A 23,296-nucleotide genomic window follows, 5' to 3' on the forward strand; every position below is an offset into this window, starting at 1 on the left:
AAAGCAGACAATTTAACTAAGTTGGGCAATCACCCATTCCAGAATAAGTGTTGGAAGGGTTAGCACTATTCACCTCATGAATTGATCGTCTTTGGCTCGTCTTCCAGCTTTGGGGCAGGATTTCTATAGCTGCGGATGAGGAAGAAAAGGCCTACCAACACCACTGGAATGCTCAGTTGCTGACCGATATTCAGGTACATGCTGGCCTCTTTGGCTACCTGATCTTCTTTGATGTATTCGTAGAAGAAACGCAGGGTAAACACCCAGATCAGGAAAATACCCATCATGCTTCCCTGCGGGGTCCGCTCCTTCCGGCGGTTCCAGAACCACATCAGAAAGAAAAACAGAACCAGACACGACAACGATTCGTATAGCTGGGCGGGGTGACGGGGTATTTTGGCGTATTCGTTGTTGTTCATAAATACGAACGCCCACGATACATCAGTTGGTCGGCCAACAATCTCGGAATTCATCAGGTTACCAAACCGGATGGAGGCCCCCGCCAGTGCCACTGTAATCACAATACGGTCGGCCACCCACAGGAATGACTGCCCGGTTGCCCGGCTTTCCTGCCGCCGTGAGTAGAGCCAGAGGCCAATCATGATACCAATGAAAGCACCATGGCTGGCCAAGCCCGCAAAAGGCGGCAAAATAACTTCGAGTGGATTTCGCAGCAAAACTTCTGGTTCGTAGAACAGGAAGTGACCTAAACGGGCACCAACTATGGTGGATACGACCATATAGATCAGTAGCGAATCGGTCTCGGCGATGGGCTTTCTCTCTACCTTGAAGATATGAGTCATGATCTGCATCCCGATCAGGAAACCCAGCGCGAAGAGCAGCCCATACCAGCGAACGGAAAACGCGCCGATGTGAAAAATTTCGGGATTGACGTCCCAGATAACATATTGCAACATAATGAGTCGGGTCAGCGCCGGTTAATAGCGAACGACGGCCGACAAAGATAGGAATTGCGGGAAAGTTTTCAGCCGTTCTGGTGTTATACGCACATGATGAAGTCTGTACTGATCGGGTTAGTGCGCGTATACCAGGCGGTTTTGTCGCCTTATCTGCCCAACGCCTGCCGGTATACACCCACCTGCTCGCAGTATGCCATTGAAGCAATCCGCAAACATGGCGCCCTCAGGGGTGGCTGGATGGGCCTGAAACGCATAAGCCGCTGCCACCCCTGGGGCGGGCACGGCTACGATCCTGTACCGTAACAGTCAGTTAGTTGGTGAGTCGGTCAGTTGGTTAGTTGCTGACGCGTTCTCTATAAACTCACTGACTGAACAACTGACCAACTCACCGACTGAACAACTGACCAACTCACCAACTCACCGACTGATCAACTGACTAACTAACAAACTGATTATGATTGGAATAACAGCCGATAACAAGCTAAAACGCCTGATTGTGGTTGGCGACCGCGTATTAATCAAACCCAAAGACCCCACCGACCGGACCAACAGCGGCCTGTATCTGCCGCCCACGGTGCAGGAAAAAGAACAAGTCCAGTCGGGCTATGTTATTAAAGTAGGACCGGGCTATCCCATTCCTGTACAAACGGAGGATGAGCCCTGGAAAGAAACGGAAGAAAAAGTAAAGTACATGCCGCTTCAGGCGCAGGAAGGCGACGTGGCCCTTTATTTACAGCGAAATGCCATTGAACTGCAATATGAAGGGGAGCAATACGTGATTGTGCCACAGGCGTCGATTCTGATGCTGGAACGGTCAGAAGATCTGTGAGCCTCGTGTTCGGAAAAGAAGGAGTTCATCCAGTAAACAGCGGCTTCCCGGTCGCACTACTTTAACACTTATGCGATATCAGTGGTTGATGAGTCTGATTGTATTACTAATTGGACAAACTCTTGTTATGGAAAGTGTAGCGAATCAGAAGACGTCGCTCAAGGCGATACTGAACGAAAAAAAAGATAACCGGCGGGTAATTCTGCTATACGGTCGCGACGATGCACAGCATTTCCTGATCGATCAGCAGGAAGCCCTGAGTGAAGCCAAAGCAGGGCTGGCAGAACGCGATATGGACGTGATTGTCCTGATTGCATCGATGGTGACCGAGCCGGACCGCCAGTTTCTGATGCACGATTTCAAGCTACTGCCTTCCGAAGATTTTGTCGGCTGGCTGATTGGCAAAGACGGCGGTGTCAAGCAAACGTTCAAAAAGCTCGTAACGGCCGACGAACTCTTCAAGCTTGTCGATGGCATGCCGATGCGTAAGCAGGAAGCGAAGCATTAATCGGCCTTGTTGCGAGGGATGGGTGACCCGGAACTTTGCCAAAATCTAGAACTTTGGCAAAGTTCCGGGTCACCCATCCCACGCAACAAGGCTTATTCAGCGTCAATCCCCCTCAACACTACTGCCCAAACCTGGCCGCTTCCGTGACTCCTTTCCAGGTGTCTGTACGGAACGGTACAGCCGGAAAGCCCTGTTTATTGAAGAGATTGACCTCGCCGTTATAATCTGCCCATCCATACCGGACGGCTACGGGTGCCGCCACCGAATCGCAGTGTACGATCACTGAATTACCCTGAACGTCGGCTTTGGCGTAGTAAAACTTCTGATCTTCTCCCGCAACCTCAAATCCTTTGAGGTATCCGTATTTATCTTTCACCATCAACCCGTCGGCTGCATTCCTGAAGGTCAGAATGGCCCGGTTTTTATCCGGTGTCATTTTGTCCAGCATAGGTCCGCGAGATGCTTCAGCGGCTGGAACCTCGCCTGCCGGGCCACCCGGTTTGCGATAGACGACCCGCATGGCCTCGGCAGCCAGGCGATTACCGACATCGTGCTTGTTTTTGGGATGGATGTCGGTGGCCTCGCCAATATCGGCCGTAATTGCCATACCCGTGTTAGGCAACTGGAGCGTCATCGTTTGGGCCTCGCGCAGTTCGGCCCACGCACTTCCCCGCCGGCTGTCGCCGTTTGACGCGTTGAAGCTGGCCAGCTGGACGAACAGAAACGGAAAATCCTCTTTCCAATGCTGCCGCCAGTCCTGAATCATGAGCGGGAAGGTACGCCGGTACTGATACGCCCGACCTGCGTTCGATTCCCCCTGGTACCAGATAGCGCCAGCAACGGCGTAAGGTACCAGTGGATTGATCATGGCATTAAATAGTTGGGTCGCATACGTATTGGGCCCCGGATTGTAGGACGACGAATTTATGGATGCTACCCGATACTGCCAGCTACCTGCCAGCGGCAGGTCCAGATTATCGCCCACCAGCCGAAGCTGTTCTGCCGTACCCATCAGTCCTCCTCCACCACCATTATCGGCAACACGAACCACGATAACGTTGCGACCGGGCTTTAACAAGCCATCGGGCAGCGCATAGGCTCTGGCCCGAAGCCCTTTGGTACTGCCTACCAACTGGCCGTTCACATACGTCGAATCATCATCGTCGACGGAGCCAATCGATAGCTTTACGTTTTTAAGCGAACCTGTTTCCGGTACCATGACCTCCCGCCGGAACCACACGACACCGTCTACCGTTGGCAGACCGCCCCACTCCCAGTCGCCGGGAGCATTCATGGATTTCCAGGCACTCGTGTTCAGGTTAGGATCAGCCCATGTTTGCGCTTCGCCTACGGTAGGCAATCCACCCTGTTGCTGCTGAAGGAGTTTCCTGATGCGCTCAGTACCACTTTGAACAACTTCCTGATAGGTACCCGGCAACTTTTCGGCTACGGCCTTCAACTCTTCGTCGCGGTTCATAGCTTCCCGGCTGGTCCACGTCTCAGAATGGGTACCACCCCAGGACGAGTTGATTAAACCAATGGGTACGTTCAATTCCTTTTGAAGTTGTTTGGCAAAAAAGTAGCCAACAGCCGTATAAGCGGGAGCCGTTGCCGGACTGCACACTGTCCATTCGCCTTCAATATCGCTGCCCAGCGAGAGGCTCATGGCCTTGCCGACGGCCAGTTGCCGAATCTGTGGATAATTTGCCGTTTTGATTTCTTCCTTTCCATTCATGGCGGCTATCAATGGCCATTCCATGTTCGATTGACCGGAGCATAGCCAAACCTCACCCGCCAGGACATCGTCGTAGGTAACGGTATTTTTCTTTCCGCGCACCACCAGCTGAAACGGCCCGCCCGCTTCGATCGGGTCGAGACTAACCCGCCACTTACCGTCCTTCCCCGTACTGGCTGTTTTGCTTTGGCTGGCCAGTGTCACCGTTATTTTTTCACCAGCATCGGCCCATCCCCATACGGGTATTGGCTTCCGGCGCTGTAGCACCATATGCGACCCAAATACCTTCGGCAGTCGCACTTCAGCCAGCGCAGTCTGCACAACCAGTATACCCACAATGAGCAGTCTCCATTTAAAACCTTTCATCTATATTGACGATTTAGTAGTACAATGCTTCTCCTTACAAAAAGACAAAGTACAGTTTTTATTACCACAAGGTCTTCATAAACCCGGCAACGAACATGACATCACAAATGCCTGCTCAACCCGCCGTACGGATCCTTATTACTGGTGCCAGCGGCAACGTCGGGCTGGAGACCATACGTGAACTGATGAAGCACTCCCGCAAGCAGGAGTTTGAGGTAATAGCCGGTATACGGGACACAATACAGCCTGGAACGAAACCGGAATGGACGGTACAACCCGATGGGTTTGTAACCCTCGATTTCACCAAAGCCGATACATTCAGGGGGGCGCTGTTGGGGGTGAGCCGGGTGTTGCTGGTCCGTCCACCCCAGTTAGCCGATGTTGATGTTTATTTCAAACCGTTCATAGAAGCGATGAAACAGGCAGGCGTTCGACAGGTCGTATTCCTGTCGTTGCAGGGCGTTGAAAACAACCCGGTAACCCCGCATCATAAAATTGAAAAAATCCTTGTCGAAGCCAACCTGCCGTTCACATTTCTGAGGCCCAGCTTTTTTATGCAAAACCTCAGTACCATACACCGCGATGAGATCCGACGTCAAAATGAAATATTTGTCCCGGCAGGAAACGGTCGGACAAGTTTTGTCGATGTGCGGGATATTGGGGCGGTGGCAGCCCTGGCACTAACGAGTTCGACGACCGAACACTTGTATAAAGGGTATGAGCTGACTGGCTCCGAAGCGCTGACTTACAGCGAAGTGGCCCGAACGCTGACAACGGTGCTGGGTCGCCAGATCACTTACCGTAACCCATCCATGCTGCGGTTTGTGTGGCGAAAATGGGTGAAGGAAAAAAATCCGCTGGGCTTTACGCTGGTGATGCTGGCCTTGTATACGGTTTCAAAATTAGGAAAAGCGGCCAAGCTAACGAACGAGACAAGTAGGCTACTTGGGCGCGCTCCTATCACGTTTCGGCAGTTTGCCGACGACTACCGGTCGGTTTGGCTACCCTGACTTACTTGATATGTCCTTTACCCCGTACTTCCAGCGCATTCGGGAAATTACGTTGGATGGCCAGGGTGTACCGCAACGTTACTCCATAGTTCATACCCGTTCCTGTGCCTTGCAGCTGCGCCTGCTGTGCCAGCGTCCGGTTGACGGTATAGTTAACGTCGGTAACGATGGAACTGCCCAGTCCCCAGAATTTGCGGATTGAAAAACCAAGGTCGACATTATCGCTAAGCCGCACGTTGTATTCAGCGCCCAGTTCGGCCATGGTCGTCATGCGTGTACCTGTACGAGTCTGGCTCAGCAAACGCAACGTGTCGGGCGACTCGCCCCGGCCCCGATAGCGGTAACCAATCAGCGAGAAACGGCCCTCAGACTGACCACCGTTCGGTACCAGCCACATACCCCCGCTCAGCCAGAAACCCGACCGCAGCCAAGGGCCACTGGTAGAGAGAACGAGTCTTTTCCCCCGCAGGATAAAAGCATCCCGACCATTCGTGTACCGGTATACCAGAGGAGCAACGCCGTTCCGAACCGATACCTGCGTATGAATAGGCATCCGGGCATATCCCCCCTCGACTGACCACCGTTCACGGGATGTCCAGCCAATCATAGCCCCAATACCGGCTTTTGTAACGAGATCGCTTTGAATCAGGCCGTTGAAGGAGTTATCAATATGAGCCCGATCGGTACGAACGAAACCGTCCAGCGACACATACCAGCGGTCACGGATATTGGGGCCACCGTAGCGCGTCAACAGCCGGTTGTACTGGGTACCGCGGTCAGGTGCCCGGTAGTAATCGGCAACGCCCTGCCCGTAAACAGGCGAAAAAGCGATTCCGATTAGTAAACAAAACAAGTAATGTCTTATCATGTGACGTCGGCTTAGCGGTTTCTGCAAATAACGCGATAAACGTTTGTTTGTTAATTAGTTACGACATTTTTTATTCACCCATAATCAAACAAAGCGCTCTTTTTACATGAATTGCATTCCATGTAGGTAAACTTCGCTAGAGTAAGCTACTCAAAATAAAGATTAACCTGTTGATTATCAATAATCTAAAAACAGATAAAGCCTGACTTATTAGCCAGGCTTTATCTGTTCACCACTTAATAGATTAGTAACTATGCGGTACTATTATTTAGCTACCGTGCTTCATAACCGGCACAGATACAGTCATGTTATCCCAACCAATAGCGATGCTGTTGTTACTAGGCGTAATGACCAGTTTTTCCATAGGCGCTTTGTTCATCGAGACTGGCACTTTTACCATCGCAACGTCACTGCCTTTGATCTTGTCATAATCGTAAGCGCCCCACTGCCCAAGGGTGCTGTTCAGCAGGACACTCCACTCTTTCTCACCGGGAATGGTGTATAGCGTGTACGTACCTGCTTTGACCATTTTACCACCGAACATAACATCACTTTTGAATGTCACTTCCGTTGCTTCGTTGGCACCGGTACGCCATACTTTACCGTATTTTTCCAGCCCGGCATCGCCAAAAATAACCCGACCGCGCTTGGAGGGTTGCCCGTAAACCACTTTGATATTTTTGTCTGGGCTCTCAACCGTGATTTTAGGACTCATGGGGGGCTTCTTATCCTGCGCCTGTGTCAGCGACACGGTAGAAAGCAGAAGAGCAATGGCAAAAAACAGATTTTTCATGTGTGAAAGTTGGTTTGTTAAAGTAACGCCTTATTTACGTCGTAAAGTAAACGATAGTTTTTTGGGATTGATATAAAGATAAACCGGAATTCCAGTATTTTTACCATTATAATAGTATGCAAGCATACCAGTTTTAAACCAGATCGTCCTGTATGGCAACGACATATTTCAGTAAGCGTAACCTGCAGTTTTTGCTGCACGACGTATTTAAAGCCGAAGAGCTGAACAAATACGAGTACTTCAGTGCTCACGACCGCGAGACTTTCAATCTCGTGCTCGATTCAGCCACTTACATTGCCGACACCCTCATGCACCCCTATCTGAAAGAGGTGGATAAAAATCAGCCCGAGCTTAAAAATGGTCAGGTAACTGTTCACCCCAAGGTGAAAGAGTTTATGAAGGCCATGGGTGACGCCGGTCTGATTGGCGCGGGGTTTTCCTTTGAACACGGTGGCCAGCAGTTGCCCGAAATGCTCAGCGCCAGCGTTGGTTTTATTCTGATGGCAGCCAATAATGGCATGATGTATACGGGCCTTTCGTCGGGATCAGCCCACCTGATCACGTCGTTCGGATCACCGGAACTGACTGAATTCTACGTACCCAATATGCTGTCGGGCCAGTGGCAGGGGACGATGGCACTGACCGAGCCGCAAGCCGGTTCGTCGCTGTCGGATGTAATGACATCGGCCACCCCCCAGGCCGATGGCTCCTATAAGATAAAAGGCCAGAAAGTGTTTATCTCTGCGGGGGACCACGACGCGGTCGACAACATTGTTCACCTGATGCTGGCCCGCATCGACGGCGCCCCTAAAGGAACCAAAGGCATATCGCTATTTATCGTGCCCAAGTACCGGCCCGATGGAAATGGTCAATTTGTCGATAACGACGTTACTTCCACGGGTGTATATCACAAGATGGGCCAGAAGGGGGTTCCTGCCATGCACCTTACCATGGGTTCCAATGATAATACGGTCGGCTACCTCGTTGGACAACCACATCAGGGTCTCCCCTACATGTTCCAGATGATGAACGAAGCCCGTATCGGCGTAGGTATGACGGCGGCCGGCATCGCTACAGCAGCCTATTACGCGGCTCTGCAATACGCTAGAGAACGTCCGCAAAGCCGTCGACTGAACGAGAAGAACATGCTCGATGCGCCCCAGACAACCATTATCAACCACCCCGATGTTCGGCGGATGCTGTTGTTCCAGAAGGCAGTAACCGAAGGCTCGCTGTCGCTGCTGATCGAAGCCGCCCGGCTCTATGACATTAGTAGTGTGGCAGAAGGTGAAGAAAAAGAAAATGCCTTCCTGATGCTTGATCTGTTGATGCCGGTGGCTAAGTCATACCCATCTGAAATGGGCGTACAATCGGTTAGCCAGAGTGTACAGACATTTGGCGGGTATGGCTTCACCGAGGACTTCCCGGTCGAGCAATTATACCGCGACATTCGCATCACGCCCATTTATGAGGGCACAACCGGTATCCAGGCGCAGGATCTGCTGGGTCGGAAGATGACCATGAAAGGCGGTAAAGCGCCACAGTTGCTCTTCGCCGAAATTAGCAGGACTATCGCCGAAGCCAGCACCTTCGATGAGTTGAAGCCCTACGCCGATCAGCTAACCGATGAGTTGAAACGGGTTCAGGAAGTTATGGCAAGCCTGTTGCCCCATGCGATGAAAGGTGATACAGAACGCTACCTGTCGGATGCAACACTGTTCCTGGAGTTGTTCGGGATTGTAGTCGTAGCCTGGCAGTGGCTGAAACAGTCGGTCGTGGCCAAGCAGATTATCCTGACGCAAAATCCACAGGGCGACGACCTGACGTTCTACGAGGGGAAGATTCATACCATGAAGTTCTTCTTCCACTACGAAGTACCCAAAACGCTGGGCCTGGCCGTACGGTTGAAAGACACCGAAGTCCTGACAATCGTGTCGGAGAAAGAACTGGCACTTTGATAAACATACTTAAAGCCCTGCCAGTGCGGTCCCGCGTTCCGGTCGTAGACCTTGGTAGTGGCTGTAGACTAAAGACAGTAGCCACTACCAGGGTCCTATCGGACCACTGGCAGGGCATAAAAAAACGGCCGCTCTCACGAACGGCCGTTTTTTTATGCCTGATACATTATAGTTTATACTTCGCCCTTCTTGATCGCTTTTACCGCAAAGTCGACAGAACGCGCGCTCATAGCCATGTAGGTCAACGATGGATTCTGGGTCGAGGTTGAGGTCATACAGGCCCCGTCGGTAACGAATACGTTCTTGCAGGCGTGCACCTGATTCCACTTATTCAGGATCGACGTTTTCGGGTCTTTACCCATTCGGGCACCCCCCATCTCGTGGATGTCGAGCCCGGGATTACGCTTATCATCCCGCACCTGGATATTGGTAAATCCAGCGGCTGTAAACATCTCCGACATTTGCTCCTGATAATCTTTTACCATCTTCTCGTCGTTGTCGTCGTAGGCGATGGAAATTTTCAGCTGCGGAATACCGAACGGATCTTTTTGGGTTGGATCGAGGGCTACGTAGTTCGTTTCTTTTGGAATTGTTTCGCCCATCATATGCGAACCTACATGCCAGCCACCAAGCGTTGGATTGAGCAGGTTGTTCTTCAAATCTGCCCCCAGCCCATCTCGGTTCGTCTGTGAACTGCGTCCGGCTGAGAAACCGGCCGCATACCCCCGTAGAAAGCCCATTTCCTGCTTCTCTACATTGCGGAAACGAGGAATATAAGGACTGTTGGGACGACGTCCATCGGTGGTTGAGTCGAGATTACCATCATACTCACCCGACACGCCCGCCCGGTAATTATGGAAGGCAGCATACTTACCCAACACACCACTGTCGTTACCCAGTCCGTTCGGAAAGCGGTTCGAGGTAGAATTAAGCAGCACAAGGTTTGAGTTCAGGGCAGCAGCGTTCAGAAAAATAACGCGGGCATAGAACTCGGTCATCTGCTTCGTGTTGGTATCGATCACCCGCACACCCGTAGCCCGGCCTTTCTTCTCATCATAGATGATCGAATGCACGACCGAGTTTGGCCGCAGGGTCATCTTACCGGTTTTGGCTGCCCAGGGCAGGGTCGATGAGTTGCTGCTGAAGTAACCGCCAAAAGGACAGCCGCGCTCGCAAATGGTCCGGTGCTGACACTGCGCCCGACCCTGATCGTAGTGAATCTGTTTGGGCTGCGTGATATGAGCCGCCCGACCCATAATCACGTGCCGGTCTTTATAACGGCTGGCGATCTGTTTCTGGAAATGGCTTTCCACACAGTTCCACTCGTGGGGCGGCAGAAACTCACCATCGGGCAAGGTAGCCAGCCCGTCTTTGTTACCGGAAATACCAGCAAACCGCTCAACGTAGCTGTACCAGGGCGCGAGGTCGGCATACCGGATGGGCCAGTCGACAGCAAAGCCGTCACGGGCGGGACCTTCGAAGTCGAAATCACTCCACCGCTGGGTTTGACGTGCCCACATCAATGACTTGCCCCCTACCTGATAGCCCCGAATCCAATCGAAAGGTTTTTCCTGTATGTATGGATGTTCGGCATCTTTCACGAAGAACTGTTCTGTGCCTTCGTAAAACGCGTAACATTTACTGATGATCGGGTTAGCATCCCGAACAGCACTGGTTAGCTGCCCCCGGTGCTCAAACTCCCACGGCTGGGTGTTGGTAGTTGGGTAATCGGTTATATGGCGAACGTCGCGGCCCCGCTCCAGCACCAGGGTGCGTAAGCCTTTACCGGTCAGTTCTTTTGCGGCCCAGCCTCCGCTGATGCCCGAGCCAATGACAATGGCATCGTATGTATTCAACGCCTGAGCGTCGATATTCAAATATGACATACTAAGTTGAAGGGGGTTGTGGAGGGAGTCATAGTGGTTGTAAGTCGTAAAAGTCGTAGTAGTCGTAAGTGGCAGGCAGTAAACATAAAAGTCTGTTGGCCCCTTACGACTACTACGACTTACGACTACTACGACTTGCGACTTCTACGACTTGTGACTTCTACGACTTGTGACTTCTACGACTTCCGGGGCTTACACCTATAGTAGATGACTTCACTCCTATTTACCTTGTTTGGGTTGAGAAACGGCTTTCGCCGACACAGGAACACAGCCATAATAATGGCCGGGTATAAACTGGAAGTTTGTGAGATTGGTCATCACGTATTCAGAGTTCATGTATCCACGAATGGTCATGTTCTTCACCAATCCATAAAAGTCTTTCTGCACTGGCTCGGTTGACTGACTCATCTGGGTCAGTAACGCCATACGTTGGGTAGCATCTCCTTTGGCGAAAGGCTTATTGAATGACTGTTGCGCCAGTTCATCCACCGTGGTAAGGCCTTTGGCAAACGTATCCTGGGCCGCCTTATCGGAGCAGTCCGCCACAAGCTTCTCGATCAACTGGTGTACCTTTAATTCTTTCGCACCCGGCGTATCTGTTTTAGGTATAATCGTATCAACGATTTCGGCCAGCAAATCGCGCTGATCGGTGGTAACAAGGGCTCGGTCCAATTGAATGCTTTCGGCCGACCAGCCAGTAGCCCAGCCAGGTAAGCTAACAAGACCGGCAACCGCCCCGGCTAAGGTAATGAGAGCACTACGTCGTTCCACAGGATTCCGTTTTAGTTCTGTTTACTCCTCCAAATATACAAAAGAAAGCAGTGATTATCTGTTGTATCCGGCTAAAACAGGGGTATACCCTAGGGATACTGTAGCGTTGTATAAAACAAAAACACCGGAAACTGTTCCTACAGTTTCCGGTGTCGGCATTTAATGAAACTTTAATCATCTATCGTGATCCAGTATTCCCATCTGACATTTTAGTCATTATATCGCGCGATACTTTCAGGTGATTTTTTACGAGTGGATGAGCGACCTGCGCAACGCTTTTGAGGTTGGCATCGGTTGCGGTGCTTTTCACTTTACTCATTACAGAATCGAGCTTCTCGTGTCCCTTCACACCACTCTCGGTAACATACATCCGGTCGAATGCCATACCCGATACAGCCTGTAGTCGGCTCACAGCCGCCTGTACTTCAGCGTCCGGCGTAGCAGGAAGTGTGATCCCTTTTGCCTGGGCAATCTCTTTCAGTTTTGCCGATAGGCCCGTCTGCTCCTGTACTTCTGCCTGCGCCAGTTGCCGCACGGCTTCGTTGCTGGCTTTCTGAACGGCTACTTTACTCATTTCAAGCTGCTTCATTCCACCTTTTGCCACTTCCATCATCAGGCTCTGATCAGCACTCGACAGTTTAGCACTCGTGGGGCGGATAGCCGCTACGTCGGCAGCCCCTTTCTTGTTCAGCCGATCAAATTCTGCTTTACTTTCTTTACCTACCATGCCTGTTGTACCCGAGTTGGTCATGGCACTGTTTTGTTGAGCGAACGATCCGTTCGCAGCTGCCAGGGCAATGGCTAATCCCAGCACTATCGATTTCTTTTTCATAACGTTATTTGGCTGTTAGTAATGGCTATAGGCTCATTACTGATTCCTAACTATTAAGCCAGACCGACTGTTCTGAAAAAGCCTATTACTTGAGTAGACTTAATGTACCTGTTATGGAACGGCCCTTTTGTGTCCGTTCTATCCTTGTCAACGGGCCGCCTGCGCGTTGTTCTTACCGGCTACTACCTTCGCCAGTTCAACCCCGCCCCAACTCAATTTAGCTACGTTACCCTGGGTATCGAGCAAAAAGCCAACGGTATCGCTACCGTTCCAGAATTGGTCGTAGGTCAGCCGGAACGTATCGTAATGCCAATGGCTCAGGCTTCCCGTTAGCATGTTGTTTATCGACAGGTGGAGTTTACCCTGCTGCACACTAACGTCTACCTTGCCGTAGAGTGGGTCCAGATACGTACCCGCATAGGCCGTTAACGGTAGAGATGGCTTCGTATTGATCACCCGTGTGCTATCGGCGGTGCGCTCGGCCAGTTTCGCACGCTGCTGCAAACGGCCATACAGCAGGCGAAATTCAGTGCTCCAGTCACGATGGACCGTGCGGACGTCGGTGGGGTCCAGCCCAAATTCGTCGAAGGCCCGATACATGAGCGCATGGCGCAGTTCGGCATGATCGAGGTTAGCCTGTACGTAAACCGCCAGCTTCTGGTCGGGTAACTGGCCATGAATAGCTACCATTCCGGTCAGGCTGCCCGTGTGAAAGTTAACCCGATGGCCCCGGTAGTCATGCTGAAACCAGCCCAGGCCGTAGGTTTTCCAACTAGGTTTCGTCAGTTGCTGGGTAGGATAAAACTGGCCATCGGTTACCAGTGTCTGCGGCCGGAACAACTCGGCCCAGGTGGCCGGGGTTAGTAATGCTTTGGTAGTGACCCCACCGCTGTTGTACCGGGCGGTGTCGAGCATGCACCGCATCCAGGCCACCAGATCATCCGGACACGACCAGACCGACCCGGCTGGCCCGACGGCATCTACCGACCCCTCTTCGATCCGACTCTCCACCAGGCGAATGGTATCGTTGATCATCACATGGGGCATGGCCCGGTTGGCGTCGGTTACCTCGCGAAACAAAGCCCTGGTGCGGCTCATTCCCAGCGGCTCAAAAATGCGCTGGCGGATGAACACGTCCCACGGCAGGCCACTCACCTTTTCAATAACTTTCCCGGCCGCCAGATACATAATGTTCTGGTAGATGAAACCCGCCCGCAACGAATACGCCGGTTTTATCAGGCGCAACCGGTGTAGGATCTCATTGGCCGGGATCTGCATAGCCGACCAAAGAAAATCAGCATTACCCAGCCCGGCATTGTGGGTCAGCAGGTCGCGCACCCGGATATCACGCGTTACAGCCGGGTCGTACAGTTGAAAATCGGGCAGGTAATCCGTAACGGGATCGTCCCAGTTGAGTTTTCCTTCATCGACAAGCATACCAAGGCAAGCCGCGGTCATCGCTTTGGTTGTCGATGCCATCGCAAAAAGTGTCTGGCTGTTCACCGGTTCGGGAGCCCCAGACCCGGCTCCAACCTGCTTTCGAACGCCGTAGCCCTTTTTGAGCAGTACTTTGCCGTCCTTCACCACCGTAACGGTCAGGCCCGGCACCCGCCAGTCCCGAACAGCCTGTTCTACGTAGGCGTCGTAACGGGCAACGGGATCGGCCGGGACGCGTTTTTTCTGAGCCAACAGAGGACGGACGACCAGCGTACCGCCAAACAGAATAAAAATAAACAGAATTGATCGCATAGTGCCTGATTGTTGCCCCAAAATAGCAAACGAACCGAACAAGACCTACACTGGCTCCCCAATGACCAGGTGAATCGCTTTTCTGAACGGAGTACACCCAACATCCATCCGTTTGCCCTAACTTGCTGCATCACCGGGCCAGAACCGGTTTATTCCTGTAGGCCTACTCTTATTTTTCAGCCAGGTTGTTTCCTCAGCCACAATCAATGCAAGCCCTCTCGCCCACCCCCACCCGTCCGTCTTTACGCCTGTTGTTTGCCTTACCCGTAATCGTTTCGGCGCTGGGGTTCTTCGTGGACGTTTACGACATGCTTATTTTCAGCATCGTACGCGTGCCAAGCCTGCAATCGCTGGGTTTGTCAGAAGCCGATGTATCAAAGGCGGGTACATTCATCCTGAACTGCCAGCAGGCCGGGTTGCTGGTGGGTGGTATTCTCTGGGGGGTTCTGGGCGACAAACGGGGGCGGATGTCGGTCCTGTTTGGCAGTATTATTACCTACTCGCTCACCAATATTGCCTGTGGGTTTGTTCAGGATGTGAACAGCTATGCCCTTCTGCGGTTTGTGGCGGGGGTGGGCCTGTCGGGCGAAATCGGGGCCGCCATGGTGCTCGTCTCGGAGATCTTACCAAAAGAAATCCGGGGGTATGGTTCGTCGATCGTGGCGGGTATCGGCTATCTCGGGGCGGGCGTAGCTTATTTCACCGTCGAGTACTTCAACTGGCGCATGGCCTTCTGGGTGGGGGGCGGCATGGGGCTGGCGCTGTTGCTGCTTCGGGTCAGTGTGTTCGAGTCGGGTCTGTTCAGCCGAATGAAAACAGAACACCAGGGTGTGGGGCGGGGCAATTTCTTTCACTTCTTCAGCAGCTGGCCTAACGCCCTCAAATACCTGCGCTGTGTGGCCGTAGGGCTACCCACCTGGTTCATTGTCGGCATCCTGGGCACGTTTGCCAACGAGTTCGGGCAGGCGCTGGGCATTGCCGAAGTTATTAAACCGGGCCGTTGTGTGATGATGATTTATGTTGGACTGGCAGGGGGCGACTTGCTGAGCGGGCCCCTGAGTCAGTGGCTGAAGTCGCGGCTCAGGACCATCATCCTGCTGCTCATCTTCAGCCTGCTGCTGAGTACGGTCTATCTTTTCGGCGGTATCAGTACCGCCAGCGGTATTTACACCGTTTGTTTGCTGGCGGGTTTCTGCACGGGTTACATCGCCATGTACCTGACGACCGTTGCCGAAAGCTACGGCACCAATCTGCGCGCTACGGCTACCACCTCGGCACCAAGCGTTGTACGGGGGCTCCTGATTCCAATGACGCTCTTTTTTCAGGCACTAAAGCCAGGCTTGGGCGCACTGGTATCGGCTGGCCTCCTGGGCTTGCTCGTTTACGGACTAGCTTTCTGGTCGCTCAGCCGCATGGAGGAGACGTATGGCAAAGACATGGATTTTGTCGAGTAGCTCGACGACGACGCGGATAAATCTACTTTGCTTCTAGATAAAAGGCGTAAAACGAACGAGTTATCATTTACGATTACCTCCCGGCAGATATTCTGCGAAATGATTTACAGCTGAAATAAGGCCTATTTGGAGAAATAGTTGCTTTTTTACGGGCTAATCCCTACAACTCTCTTTTTTGCGTGCAGCAATGAACCAACTTAACACGACAGACTACATTATTTTTATCTTGTATTTCATTGGGGTATCGTCCTACGGGTACTGGATTTACAAGCGAAAACAGACGACCAGTCTTGAAACAAAAGATTTTTTCCTGGCTGAAGGATCGTTGACATGGTGGGCCATTGGAGCCTCAATGATTGCGTCGAACATCTCAGCCGAGCAGTTTATTGGCATGTCGGGCAATGGATTCACCTTTGGTATTGCCGTTGCGGTATATGAGTGGTTTGCCGCCCTCGCCCTGATTATCGTGGCGGTCTGGTTCATGCCAATCTACCTCAAGAATCACATTTACACCATGCCGCAGTTTTTAAAAACGCGGTATAATGAAACGGTCAGCCTGATCATGGCTATTTTCTGGCTGTTTCTGTACGTATTTGTCAACCTGACCTCGATCCTGTTTCTGGGTGCGCTGGCCATCAGTACGCTGGTTGGTGCCGACTCTTTCCACCCCATCGTTATCGGACTCAGTATATTCGCCATTTTCATTACCCTGGGGGGTATGAAAGTCATTGGTTATACCGACGTTATACAGGTAGCGGTCCTCATTATTGGCGGTCTGGTAACGTCCTATATCGCGCTCACCCTGGTGAGTCAGAAGTTTGGCCTCGGCAACGATGTCATCTCAGGCTTCTCTGCCATGATGGCCGACGCCGACGATCACTTCCACATGATCTTTGAAAAGCCAGGTCCGAATACCTCGCAGGTCGACATCAATAAATACCTGACCTTGCCCGGCCTGGCCATGTACTTCGCTGGTATCTGGATCGTGAACCTCAACTATTGGGGTTGCAACCAGTACATCACCCAGCGCGCCCTGGGTGCCGACCTGAAAACAGCCCGTACCGGTATTCTCTTCGCGGCCCTGCTGAAAATTTTCATGCCCCTGATCGTGATGCTGCCTGGTATTGCAGCCTACGTGCTGTATAAAAACGGCAGTCTGCAAAACGAGATGGCACCCGGCGGTAAACTCCTCGCCGACAACGCCTATTCGGCGATTCTGTCTTTCCTGCCAAATGGTCTCAAGGGCCTCTCGATGGCCGCCCTAACAGCCGCCATCGTAGCGTCGCTGGCGGGTAAAGCCAACTCGATATCGACAATTTTCACGCTCGATATTTACCAGAAATACATCAAGAAAGACGCCACCCAAAAGCAGTTGGTATGGGTAGGCCGGGTCACCATTTTTGCTGCCATGCTGCTGTCTATTGCGCTTACCTGGCAGGATGCACTGGGTATCGGGCAGGAAGGCGGCTTTACGTTCATCCAGAAATATACGGGCTACCTGAGCCCCGCTATCTTCGCGGTGTTCATTCTGGGCTTCTTCTGGAAACGCACGACGGGTGCCGCTGCGGTAGCGGGTATCCTGGGTGGTTTTGCCCTGGCGGTGCTGTTCAACAACTACGCACCGGCCTTATTTGGCAACGAAACGATTCTTTATACGGCTTACCCCAACGGGAACGGCGGCTTCGAAATACCCTTCCTGATCTGCATGGGCTGGTCGTTTGTCTTTACCATTCTGCTCATGGTAGCCATCAGTCTGACAGGACCGGTCATCAACCCCAAAGCGTTTGCCATCGATGCCAGCATGTTTAAACTCCAGCCAGCCGCTACGGCCCTGACGGTTATTATCCTGCTGCTCGTTACCGTCCTGTACGTTCGGTTCTGGTAAGCGTATTCGGTGGAACACAGATTGAACGGATGAAATTGATTAAAACGGATAGCACGAGGTTGATATCCAGATTTAATCGATTTCATCCGTTTCTTTTTTGAACTTCTTTTTTTCATTTGTCGGCTACCCATGCAAACGACTACGCCACCACCGGCTTCCCTGCGTCCCTTGTTTGCCCTGCCGGTAATCGTTGCCGCGCTGGGCTACTTTGTGGATGTGTATGACCTGTTGCTTTTTAACATCGTTCGGGTACCAAGCCTGAAAGACCTCGGGCTGTCGGATGCCGATACCTCCCTCATTGGTGGGCGCATCCTGAATTACCAGCAGGCAGGTCTGTTAATGGGCGGTATCCTGTGGGGTATCCTGGGCGACAAACGCGGTCGACTGTCGGTTCTGTTCGGCAGTATCATTACCTATTCACTGGCCAATATCGCCTGCGGCTTCGTTCGTGACCCGGAGCTTTATGCTATCCTGCGTCTGGTGGCCGGGTTAGGACTGGCGGGTGAACTGGGCGCGGGCATTACACTCGTCAGCGAGATTCTGCCGAAAGAACTCCGTGGCTATGGCTCGTCGCTGGTAGCCAGCGTGGGCCTGCTAGGGGCCGTAGTCGCCTACTTTACCGTCACACTTTTCGACTGGCGCACGACCTATTTCATCGGGGGCGGACTGGGCCTGGCCCTGCTGGTTCTCCGGGTAAGCGTGCTGGAGTCGACGATGTTCAGGCGGGTGCAGCAAACAGGTATTGCGCGGGGTAATTTCTGGGCCCTGTTTCAAGGGGGCGGTCGGTTAGGCCGCTACCTGCGCTGCATGGGGCTGGCCGTACCTACTTATCTCGTCATTGGTATTCTGGCTACGTTTGGCAATGAATTTGGTCAGGCACTGGGCATTCCCGATGCCATTCAGCCGGGGCGCTGCGTCATGTTTACTTACGTAGGAACCGTTGTTGGCGACCTGCTGAGTGGCTTGTTTAGCCAGTGGTTCCGGTCGCGCCGGAAAGCCATCGGACTCATGATGGGGCTAACCTTCGTCTTCGTCGGCGTGTATTTATTCGGCGGCATTCGGTCGGCCGACGTCTTCTATGTGGTATGCATGGGAATGGGCTTCGGCATCGGCTACATTGCCATGTTCCTGACCGTTACTGCCGAGAGTTTCGGCACTAATTTACGCGCTACGGCCACCACGTCGGTTGCCAACAATGTCCGGGCAACGACCCTGCTAACCATTCCGGCGTTTCAGGCGATGAAACCGGCCATTGGCGTATTGGGCGCTGGTGCAGTTGTAGCCGCCGTTTGTTTCCTCATCGGTTTCTGGGCGCTGGCCACCATTGAAGAAACATTTGGCAAAGAGCTGGATTATACTGAGTGATAGATACCGCCGTGACGACGGCGTTACAAAGGGGGCCTCATTATAGGGCTGGCCGCTTCTCAAACCACGGCTGCGCCTGTTCCAGTTGCCCCGCTAACCGCAATAACGTTGCTTCGTCGCCCAGTTTTGCCGCGAACATGACACCGATGGGCAACCCGTCGGCTGACCAGTGGAGTGGTACCGACATCGACGGCTGCCCCGTCATGTTGGTGATGACTGTATACGCTATGTAATTGAGCGACTTTTCGGCCAGTTCATCGACCAGTTTAGACCCTTTCAGGTATTTAAGTCCGCTCACGGCGTCAACTAGTTTGAGCATCCGCTCCTCCGTTGCCGTGTTCTGAAACGTACCGATGGCAATAGGCGGACGAGGCAGGGTCGGTGTTAGGAATACGTCATAGGTTTCATGGAGTTGCCCCATGTTTCGGTTCAGCGTGTTCCAGCGTCGTTTTTGATAAGCGACGTCCTCAGCCGAGTAGCTGGCCGCCATCCGGCTAAGCGCCCATGTGTTCAACTCGACATCGTCGCGCCGGACCGGCCGGCCCAGAAACTCGGCCAGATCCCGCAGGGTAGCGGCTGTTTCGCTCAGCACATTCAGGAAAAACGCCTTCGTCACGATACTTTTCTCGTAAGGCAGTGGCACCTCCTCCACGGTATGGCCCAGACTTTCGAGCAGCCGGGCCGTATCCTGAACGGCCTTCACACAAACGGGATCGGTGGGCTGCGCTTCCATCAGGGCCTGCGTTGAGAAGGCAATCCGCAAATGACCCGGCTCCCGGCGTACCTCCTGCACGAAGGGCCACTCAGGCGCAGCAATACCGTAAGGATCGCCGGTAAAGGGGCCTGCTATAGCATCGAGCAATCCGGCACTGTCGCGGACGGAGCGCGTAATAGCATGACTAACTACCGCTCCACCCCACATCTCGCTAAAATTGGGACCGAGCGTAACCCGTCCACGTGAGGGTTTCAGGCCAAACAGGCCGCAGCACGCAGCGGGAATACGAATAGATCCACCCCCATCTGAAGCGGTAGCTGCCGGTACAATCCCTGCCGCCACCGCCACAGCCGATCCCCCACTCGACCCGCCCGGCGAATGGGTTGGTTTCCACGGGTTACGGGCAGGACCGTACAGTTTCGATTCGGTATACGGTGTCAGGCCAAACTCGGGCGTGTTGGTTTTTCCGAACAATACCAGTCCGGCCGCTTTCAGTCGCTTCACCACCTCGCTATCGATTGGCGAAACGTAGTTCCCGTAGCCCCGGCAGCCCGATCTGAGGGGTGTTCCGGCCCACTCCAGCTCCAGATCTTTCAACAAAAACGGTACCCCCCGAAAAGAACCCGTTGTCGGCAACTGCTTCGCCATGTCGCGTCCTTTGTCATATAAGGGCGTGACGATAGCGTTCAGCTTCGGATTGACGACATCAGCACGGGCAATGGCAGTTTCGAGAAGTTCGACGGGGGTAACTTCGCCCTTACGGACCAGTTCCGCTAATGCGGTTGCGTCGTGCTTACTGTATTCGGCGAAGGTCAAAGCGGGTGGGCGGGACGTTTGCATAATTTGACGGGACAGTCGTGAATGGGATACCTGCTAAAGTCTGATGGCGCACAGACATACTACGATAGGCCCATACGCCATCAACGCTACTACCCTGTTTACTTAGTCATGGTCATACCCCGGGCACTGGAAGAGAGTTGACTGTTGGTTTTACTTTCACAAAAGCTGTGATCGTTACACTATACCGGCAAAAAAGGCATTAAAACCATAGGTCTATCGCTCACCATGGGGCGCTTACGAAAGCTTTTCGTACCTTTTTCGCCGTATTACCGGTAAGCCGGGTCTATCTAAAAAAAAGATGAACGTTACATTTACGATCCTTTTCCAGTTTCTTTTTTTAGTTTCCTTCGCTCAGCAGAACCTTGTGCCTTATGTACACCCGCTCATTGGCACCGAAAAGATGGGGCATACCTATCCGGGAGCTACGGTACCGTTCGGGTCCGTCCAGTTAAGTCCCGATACTGATACGCTGTCATATGAGTTGAACGGCAAGTATAACGGGGACGTTTACAAGTATTGCGCAGGTTATAAATACGAGGACAAAACGATCGTTGGCTTCAGCCATACGCATTTCAGCGGCACCGGCCATTCTGACCTCGGTGATTTCCTGATCATGCCTACTCAGGGGGCTTTGCAACTCAATCCGGGCGTGGCCGCAAACCCAAAAAGCGGGTACCGGTCGGCTTTTTCGCACGCAAACGAAGTGGCCGAAGCGGGGTATTATAAAGTCAGGCTCGACGATCATTCCATAACAGCCGAGCTGACAGCGTCTAACCGGGTAGGCTTTCACCAGTACACGTTTCCCAAATCAGACCAGTCGCACATCCTGCTCGACCTGACGTCGGGCATCTACAATTATGAAGACAAGGTCGTCTGGACGTATGTGCGGGTCGTTAACGACTCGTTGATAACCGGGTACCGGCAAACGAATGGCTGGGCCCGTACCCGAACCGTCTACTTTGCGCTGTCCTTTTCGAAACCGTTCAAGGCATACGGCCAGAAGAATCTGGATAAGGCCCAGGTCTACAAAGGCTTCTGGCGGAAGTTCGACCAGACCAGAAACTTTCCGGAGATAGCGGGCAAGCGCATACGCATGTACTTCGATTTCAATACCGAAGATGGCGAGAAGATAAAACTGAAGATGGCCCTGTCGCCCGTTAGTCAGGAGAATGCACTCGCCAACATGAAAACCGAAATCCCGGGCTGGAATTTCGAGCAGACCAAAGCCAAGGCGCAGGCAGACTGGAACCGGGAGTTGAACAAGATTCAGATCGACGCGTCGGAAACCGACAAAGTAAACTTTTACACCTCCCTCTACCACTCGTTCATCAACCCAACGATGTACATGGACGCCAACGGCCAGTACAAAGGGCTGGATCAGGGGGTTCATCAGGCGAATGGGTTTACCAATTACACGACGTTTTCACTCTGGGATACCTACCGGGCGCTGCACCCGTTTTTCAACCTGATCCAGCCTGCCCGTAACAGTGACATGGTCCAATCCATGCTGAACCATTACGACCAGAGTACGCTGAAGATGTTGCCGGTCTGGTCGCATTACGCGAACGAGAACTGGTGTATGAGCGGCTACCACAGCGTATCTGTCCTGGCCGATGCCATCGTCAAGGGTGTATTTAAAGGCGACACCCAGAAAGCGCTCGATGCCTGTATAGCCACCGCCAATCGGCGCGAGTATGAAGGCATTGGCGACTACATCGATCGGGGCTACGTGCCTGCCTCATCCAACGGCACCTCGGTTTCCAATACGCTTGAGTACGCCTATGATGACTGGTGCATTGCCCAACTGGCCAAAAAGTTGAACCGGACCGACGTGTATGATACCTTCCTGAAGCGCTCCCAGAACTGGCAAAATGTGTTCGACAAGTCGATTGGGTTCATGCGGCCCCGGCTGATTGATGGTTCGTTCAAGAAAGAATTCGACGTATATAAGACGGACGGGCAGGGATTCATAGAAGGCAACTCCTGGAATTTCAGCTTCTTCGTGCCCCAGAACCCAAAATCCCTCGTCGAGTACATGGGTGGCCCTAACCGGTTTGCCGCCCGTCTGGACACCCTGTTCTCGATGCATTTGCCGGATGAATTTTTTGCCGAAACCGAAGATATTTCCCGCGAAGGAATCATTGGCGGATATATCCACGGCAATGAACCGGCTCACCATATTGCTTACCTCTACAACTGGACCGATCAGCCCTGGAAAACCCAGGAGCGTATCCGCATGATTCTCAGCAAGCAGTATAAACCTACACCCGACGGGCTGGGTGGCAATGACGATTGTGGTCAGATGAGCGCCTGGTACCTGTTTTCGTCCATGGGATTTTATCCGGTAGCGCCTGGTTCTGAGGCCTATTCACTGGGTAGCCCGCTGGTAAAGAGCGCCCGGCTGAACCTGGAAAATGGACAGACATTTACCATCGAAGCCATCAATCAGGGCGATAAGAATGTGTATGTCCAAAAAGTGCTGTTGAATGGCAAGCCACTCTCCCAGCCGGTTATCACGCACTCGGATATTCTGAAAGGAGGAAAATTAGTGTTTTACATGAGCGCCAAACCAACCATAAAGTAAAGCCGCTGCGTTTGCCAACTGGCGCAACCGATGCGTTAGAAACGAATACTATTTATTTCCTCCAGGGAGCCGCGTTAGGGAAGTTGACCCCGACGCGGCTTTTTCATGCATAAACGGCCTGATCTATCAGCAATAACCTTTGCCTATATGATAGGGGACATAGGCCTGAATGGTCGACAAACGAAAGGGTAATCTATACTGTATCTATTTTTATTAAGAATTTTTCTA

General features: G+C 52.6%; 18 protein-coding genes. 9 read left to right on the forward strand and 9 right to left on the reverse strand.

What is annotated here, in order from left to right; genetic code table 11:
* Nucleotides 1-74 precede the first annotated feature (74 nt).
* A complete protein-coding gene (lgt, locus tag FH603_RS07245; protein ID WP_186736798.1) occupies nucleotides 75-917 on the reverse strand; it encodes a prolipoprotein diacylglyceryl transferase in 843 nt (280 codons plus the stop codon).
* A 96-nt stretch (nucleotides 918-1,013) separates the two neighbouring features.
* On the opposite strand from lgt, the gene yidD reads away from it, so the two are divergent.
* The 3 genes from yidD to FH603_RS07260 all read left to right on the forward strand — a co-directional run bounded on the left by yidD (nucleotide 1,014) and on the right by FH603_RS07260 (nucleotide 2,257).
* Nucleotides 1,014-1,223 (forward strand): membrane protein insertion efficiency factor YidD, encoded by a 210-nt coding sequence (gene yidD / locus FH603_RS07250; RefSeq protein WP_186736918.1) that lies wholly within the window; start codon nucleotides 1,014-1,016, stop codon nucleotides 1,221-1,223.
* 151 nt (nucleotides 1,224-1,374) lie between these two features.
* A complete protein-coding gene (locus FH603_RS07255; RefSeq protein WP_186736799.1) occupies nucleotides 1,375-1,749 on the forward strand; it encodes a co-chaperone GroES in 375 nt (124 codons plus the stop codon).
* A gap of 127 nt (nucleotides 1,750-1,876) precedes the next feature.
* Nucleotides 1,877-2,257 carry a DUF4174 domain-containing protein gene (locus FH603_RS07260; RefSeq protein WP_235985438.1) on the forward strand — a complete coding sequence of 127 codons (381 nt, stop codon included), beginning with the start codon at nucleotides 1,877-1,879 and terminating at the stop codon, nucleotides 2,255-2,257.
* 118 nt (nucleotides 2,258-2,375) lie between these two features.
* Here FH603_RS07260 and FH603_RS07265 read toward each other — a convergent pair whose 3' ends face one another.
* Nucleotides 2,376-4,358: a sialate O-acetylesterase gene (locus tag FH603_RS07265; RefSeq protein WP_186736801.1), complete on the reverse strand. Its 1,983-nt coding sequence runs from the start codon at nucleotides 4,356-4,358 to the stop codon at nucleotides 2,376-2,378.
* A 95-nt stretch (nucleotides 4,359-4,453) separates the two neighbouring features.
* Here FH603_RS07265 and FH603_RS07270 point away from each other — a divergent pair, with 95 nt between their 5' ends.
* Nucleotides 4,454-5,368, forward strand: a complete 915-nt coding sequence (locus FH603_RS07270; protein ID WP_235985439.1) for an SDR family oxidoreductase — start codon at nucleotides 4,454-4,456, stop codon at nucleotides 5,366-5,368.
* A gap of 1 nt (nucleotide 5,369) precedes the next feature.
* On the opposite strand, the gene FH603_RS07275 is transcribed toward FH603_RS07270, so the two are convergent.
* The gene (locus FH603_RS07275; protein ID WP_186736802.1) at nucleotides 5,370-6,236 is read right to left on the reverse strand and encodes a hypothetical protein; all 867 of its coding nucleotides are present in this window, start codon (nucleotides 6,234-6,236) and stop codon (nucleotides 5,370-5,372) included.
* Nucleotides 6,237-6,504: 268 nt separating this feature from the next.
* Nucleotides 6,505-7,029 (reverse strand): DUF2911 domain-containing protein, encoded by a 525-nt coding sequence (locus FH603_RS07280; RefSeq protein ID WP_186736803.1) that lies wholly within the window; start codon nucleotides 7,027-7,029, stop codon nucleotides 6,505-6,507.
* 152 nt (nucleotides 7,030-7,181) lie between these two features.
* On the opposite strand from FH603_RS07280, the gene FH603_RS07285 reads away from it, so the two are divergent.
* Nucleotides 7,182-8,987: an acyl-CoA dehydrogenase gene (locus tag FH603_RS07285; protein ID WP_186736804.1), complete on the forward strand. Its 1,806-nt coding sequence runs from the start codon at nucleotides 7,182-7,184 to the stop codon at nucleotides 8,985-8,987.
* Between the two features lie 173 nt (nucleotides 8,988-9,160).
* On the opposite strand, the gene FH603_RS07290 is transcribed toward FH603_RS07285, so the two are convergent.
* From FH603_RS07290 to FH603_RS07305, 4 genes are all read right to left on the reverse strand, one after another.
* On the reverse strand, nucleotides 9,161-10,873 hold the full coding sequence (locus FH603_RS07290) for a GMC oxidoreductase (protein WP_186736805.1): 1,713 nt from the start codon (nucleotides 10,871-10,873) through the stop codon (nucleotides 9,161-9,163).
* A 219-nt stretch (nucleotides 10,874-11,092) separates the two neighbouring features.
* Entirely contained in the window at nucleotides 11,093-11,644 is a 552-nt protein-coding gene (locus FH603_RS07295; protein ID WP_186736806.1) for a gluconate 2-dehydrogenase subunit 3 family protein, read from the reverse strand.
* Nucleotides 11,645-11,822: 178 nt separating this feature from the next.
* Complete coding sequence (locus FH603_RS07300; protein ID WP_186736807.1) at nucleotides 11,823-12,476, reverse strand: DUF4142 domain-containing protein; 654 nt, start codon at nucleotides 12,474-12,476, stop codon at nucleotides 11,823-11,825.
* A gap of 147 nt (nucleotides 12,477-12,623) precedes the next feature.
* Nucleotides 12,624-14,225 (reverse strand): serine hydrolase, encoded by a 1,602-nt coding sequence (locus tag FH603_RS07305; RefSeq protein WP_186736808.1) that lies wholly within the window; start codon nucleotides 14,223-14,225, stop codon nucleotides 12,624-12,626.
* 206 nt (nucleotides 14,226-14,431) lie between these two features.
* Between FH603_RS07305 and FH603_RS07310 the strand changes: the two genes are divergently transcribed.
* The 3 genes from FH603_RS07310 to FH603_RS07320 all read left to right on the forward strand — a co-directional run bounded on the left by FH603_RS07310 (nucleotide 14,432) and on the right by FH603_RS07320 (nucleotide 18,929).
* Nucleotides 14,432-15,679 (forward strand): MFS transporter, encoded by a 1,248-nt coding sequence (locus FH603_RS07310; RefSeq protein ID WP_186736809.1) that lies wholly within the window; start codon nucleotides 14,432-14,434, stop codon nucleotides 15,677-15,679.
* 187 nt (nucleotides 15,680-15,866) lie between these two features.
* On the forward strand, nucleotides 15,867-17,564 hold the full coding sequence (locus FH603_RS07315; RefSeq protein WP_186736810.1) for a sodium:solute symporter family transporter: 1,698 nt from the start codon (nucleotides 15,867-15,869) through the stop codon (nucleotides 17,562-17,564).
* A gap of 129 nt (nucleotides 17,565-17,693) precedes the next feature.
* Nucleotides 17,694-18,929 carry an MFS transporter gene (locus tag FH603_RS07320; RefSeq protein WP_186736811.1) on the forward strand — a complete coding sequence of 412 codons (1,236 nt, stop codon included), beginning with the start codon at nucleotides 17,694-17,696 and terminating at the stop codon, nucleotides 18,927-18,929.
* Nucleotides 18,930-18,969: 40 nt separating this feature from the next.
* Here the strand turns inward: FH603_RS07320 and FH603_RS07325 are convergent, their stop codons facing one another.
* Complete coding sequence (locus FH603_RS07325) at nucleotides 18,970-20,484, reverse strand: amidase (RefSeq protein WP_186736812.1); 1,515 nt, start codon at nucleotides 20,482-20,484, stop codon at nucleotides 18,970-18,972.
* A gap of 298 nt (nucleotides 20,485-20,782) precedes the next feature.
* Here FH603_RS07325 and FH603_RS07330 point away from each other — a divergent pair, with 298 nt between their 5' ends.
* Nucleotides 20,783-23,068, forward strand: a complete 2,286-nt coding sequence (locus FH603_RS07330; RefSeq protein ID WP_186736813.1) for a GH92 family glycosyl hydrolase — start codon at nucleotides 20,783-20,785, stop codon at nucleotides 23,066-23,068.
* Nucleotides 23,069-23,296: the final 228 nt, after the last annotated feature.

The organism is Spirosoma utsteinense (genome assembly GCF_014282275.1).
Lineage (GTDB): Bacteria > Bacteroidota > Bacteroidia > Cytophagales > Spirosomataceae > Spirosoma > Spirosoma utsteinense.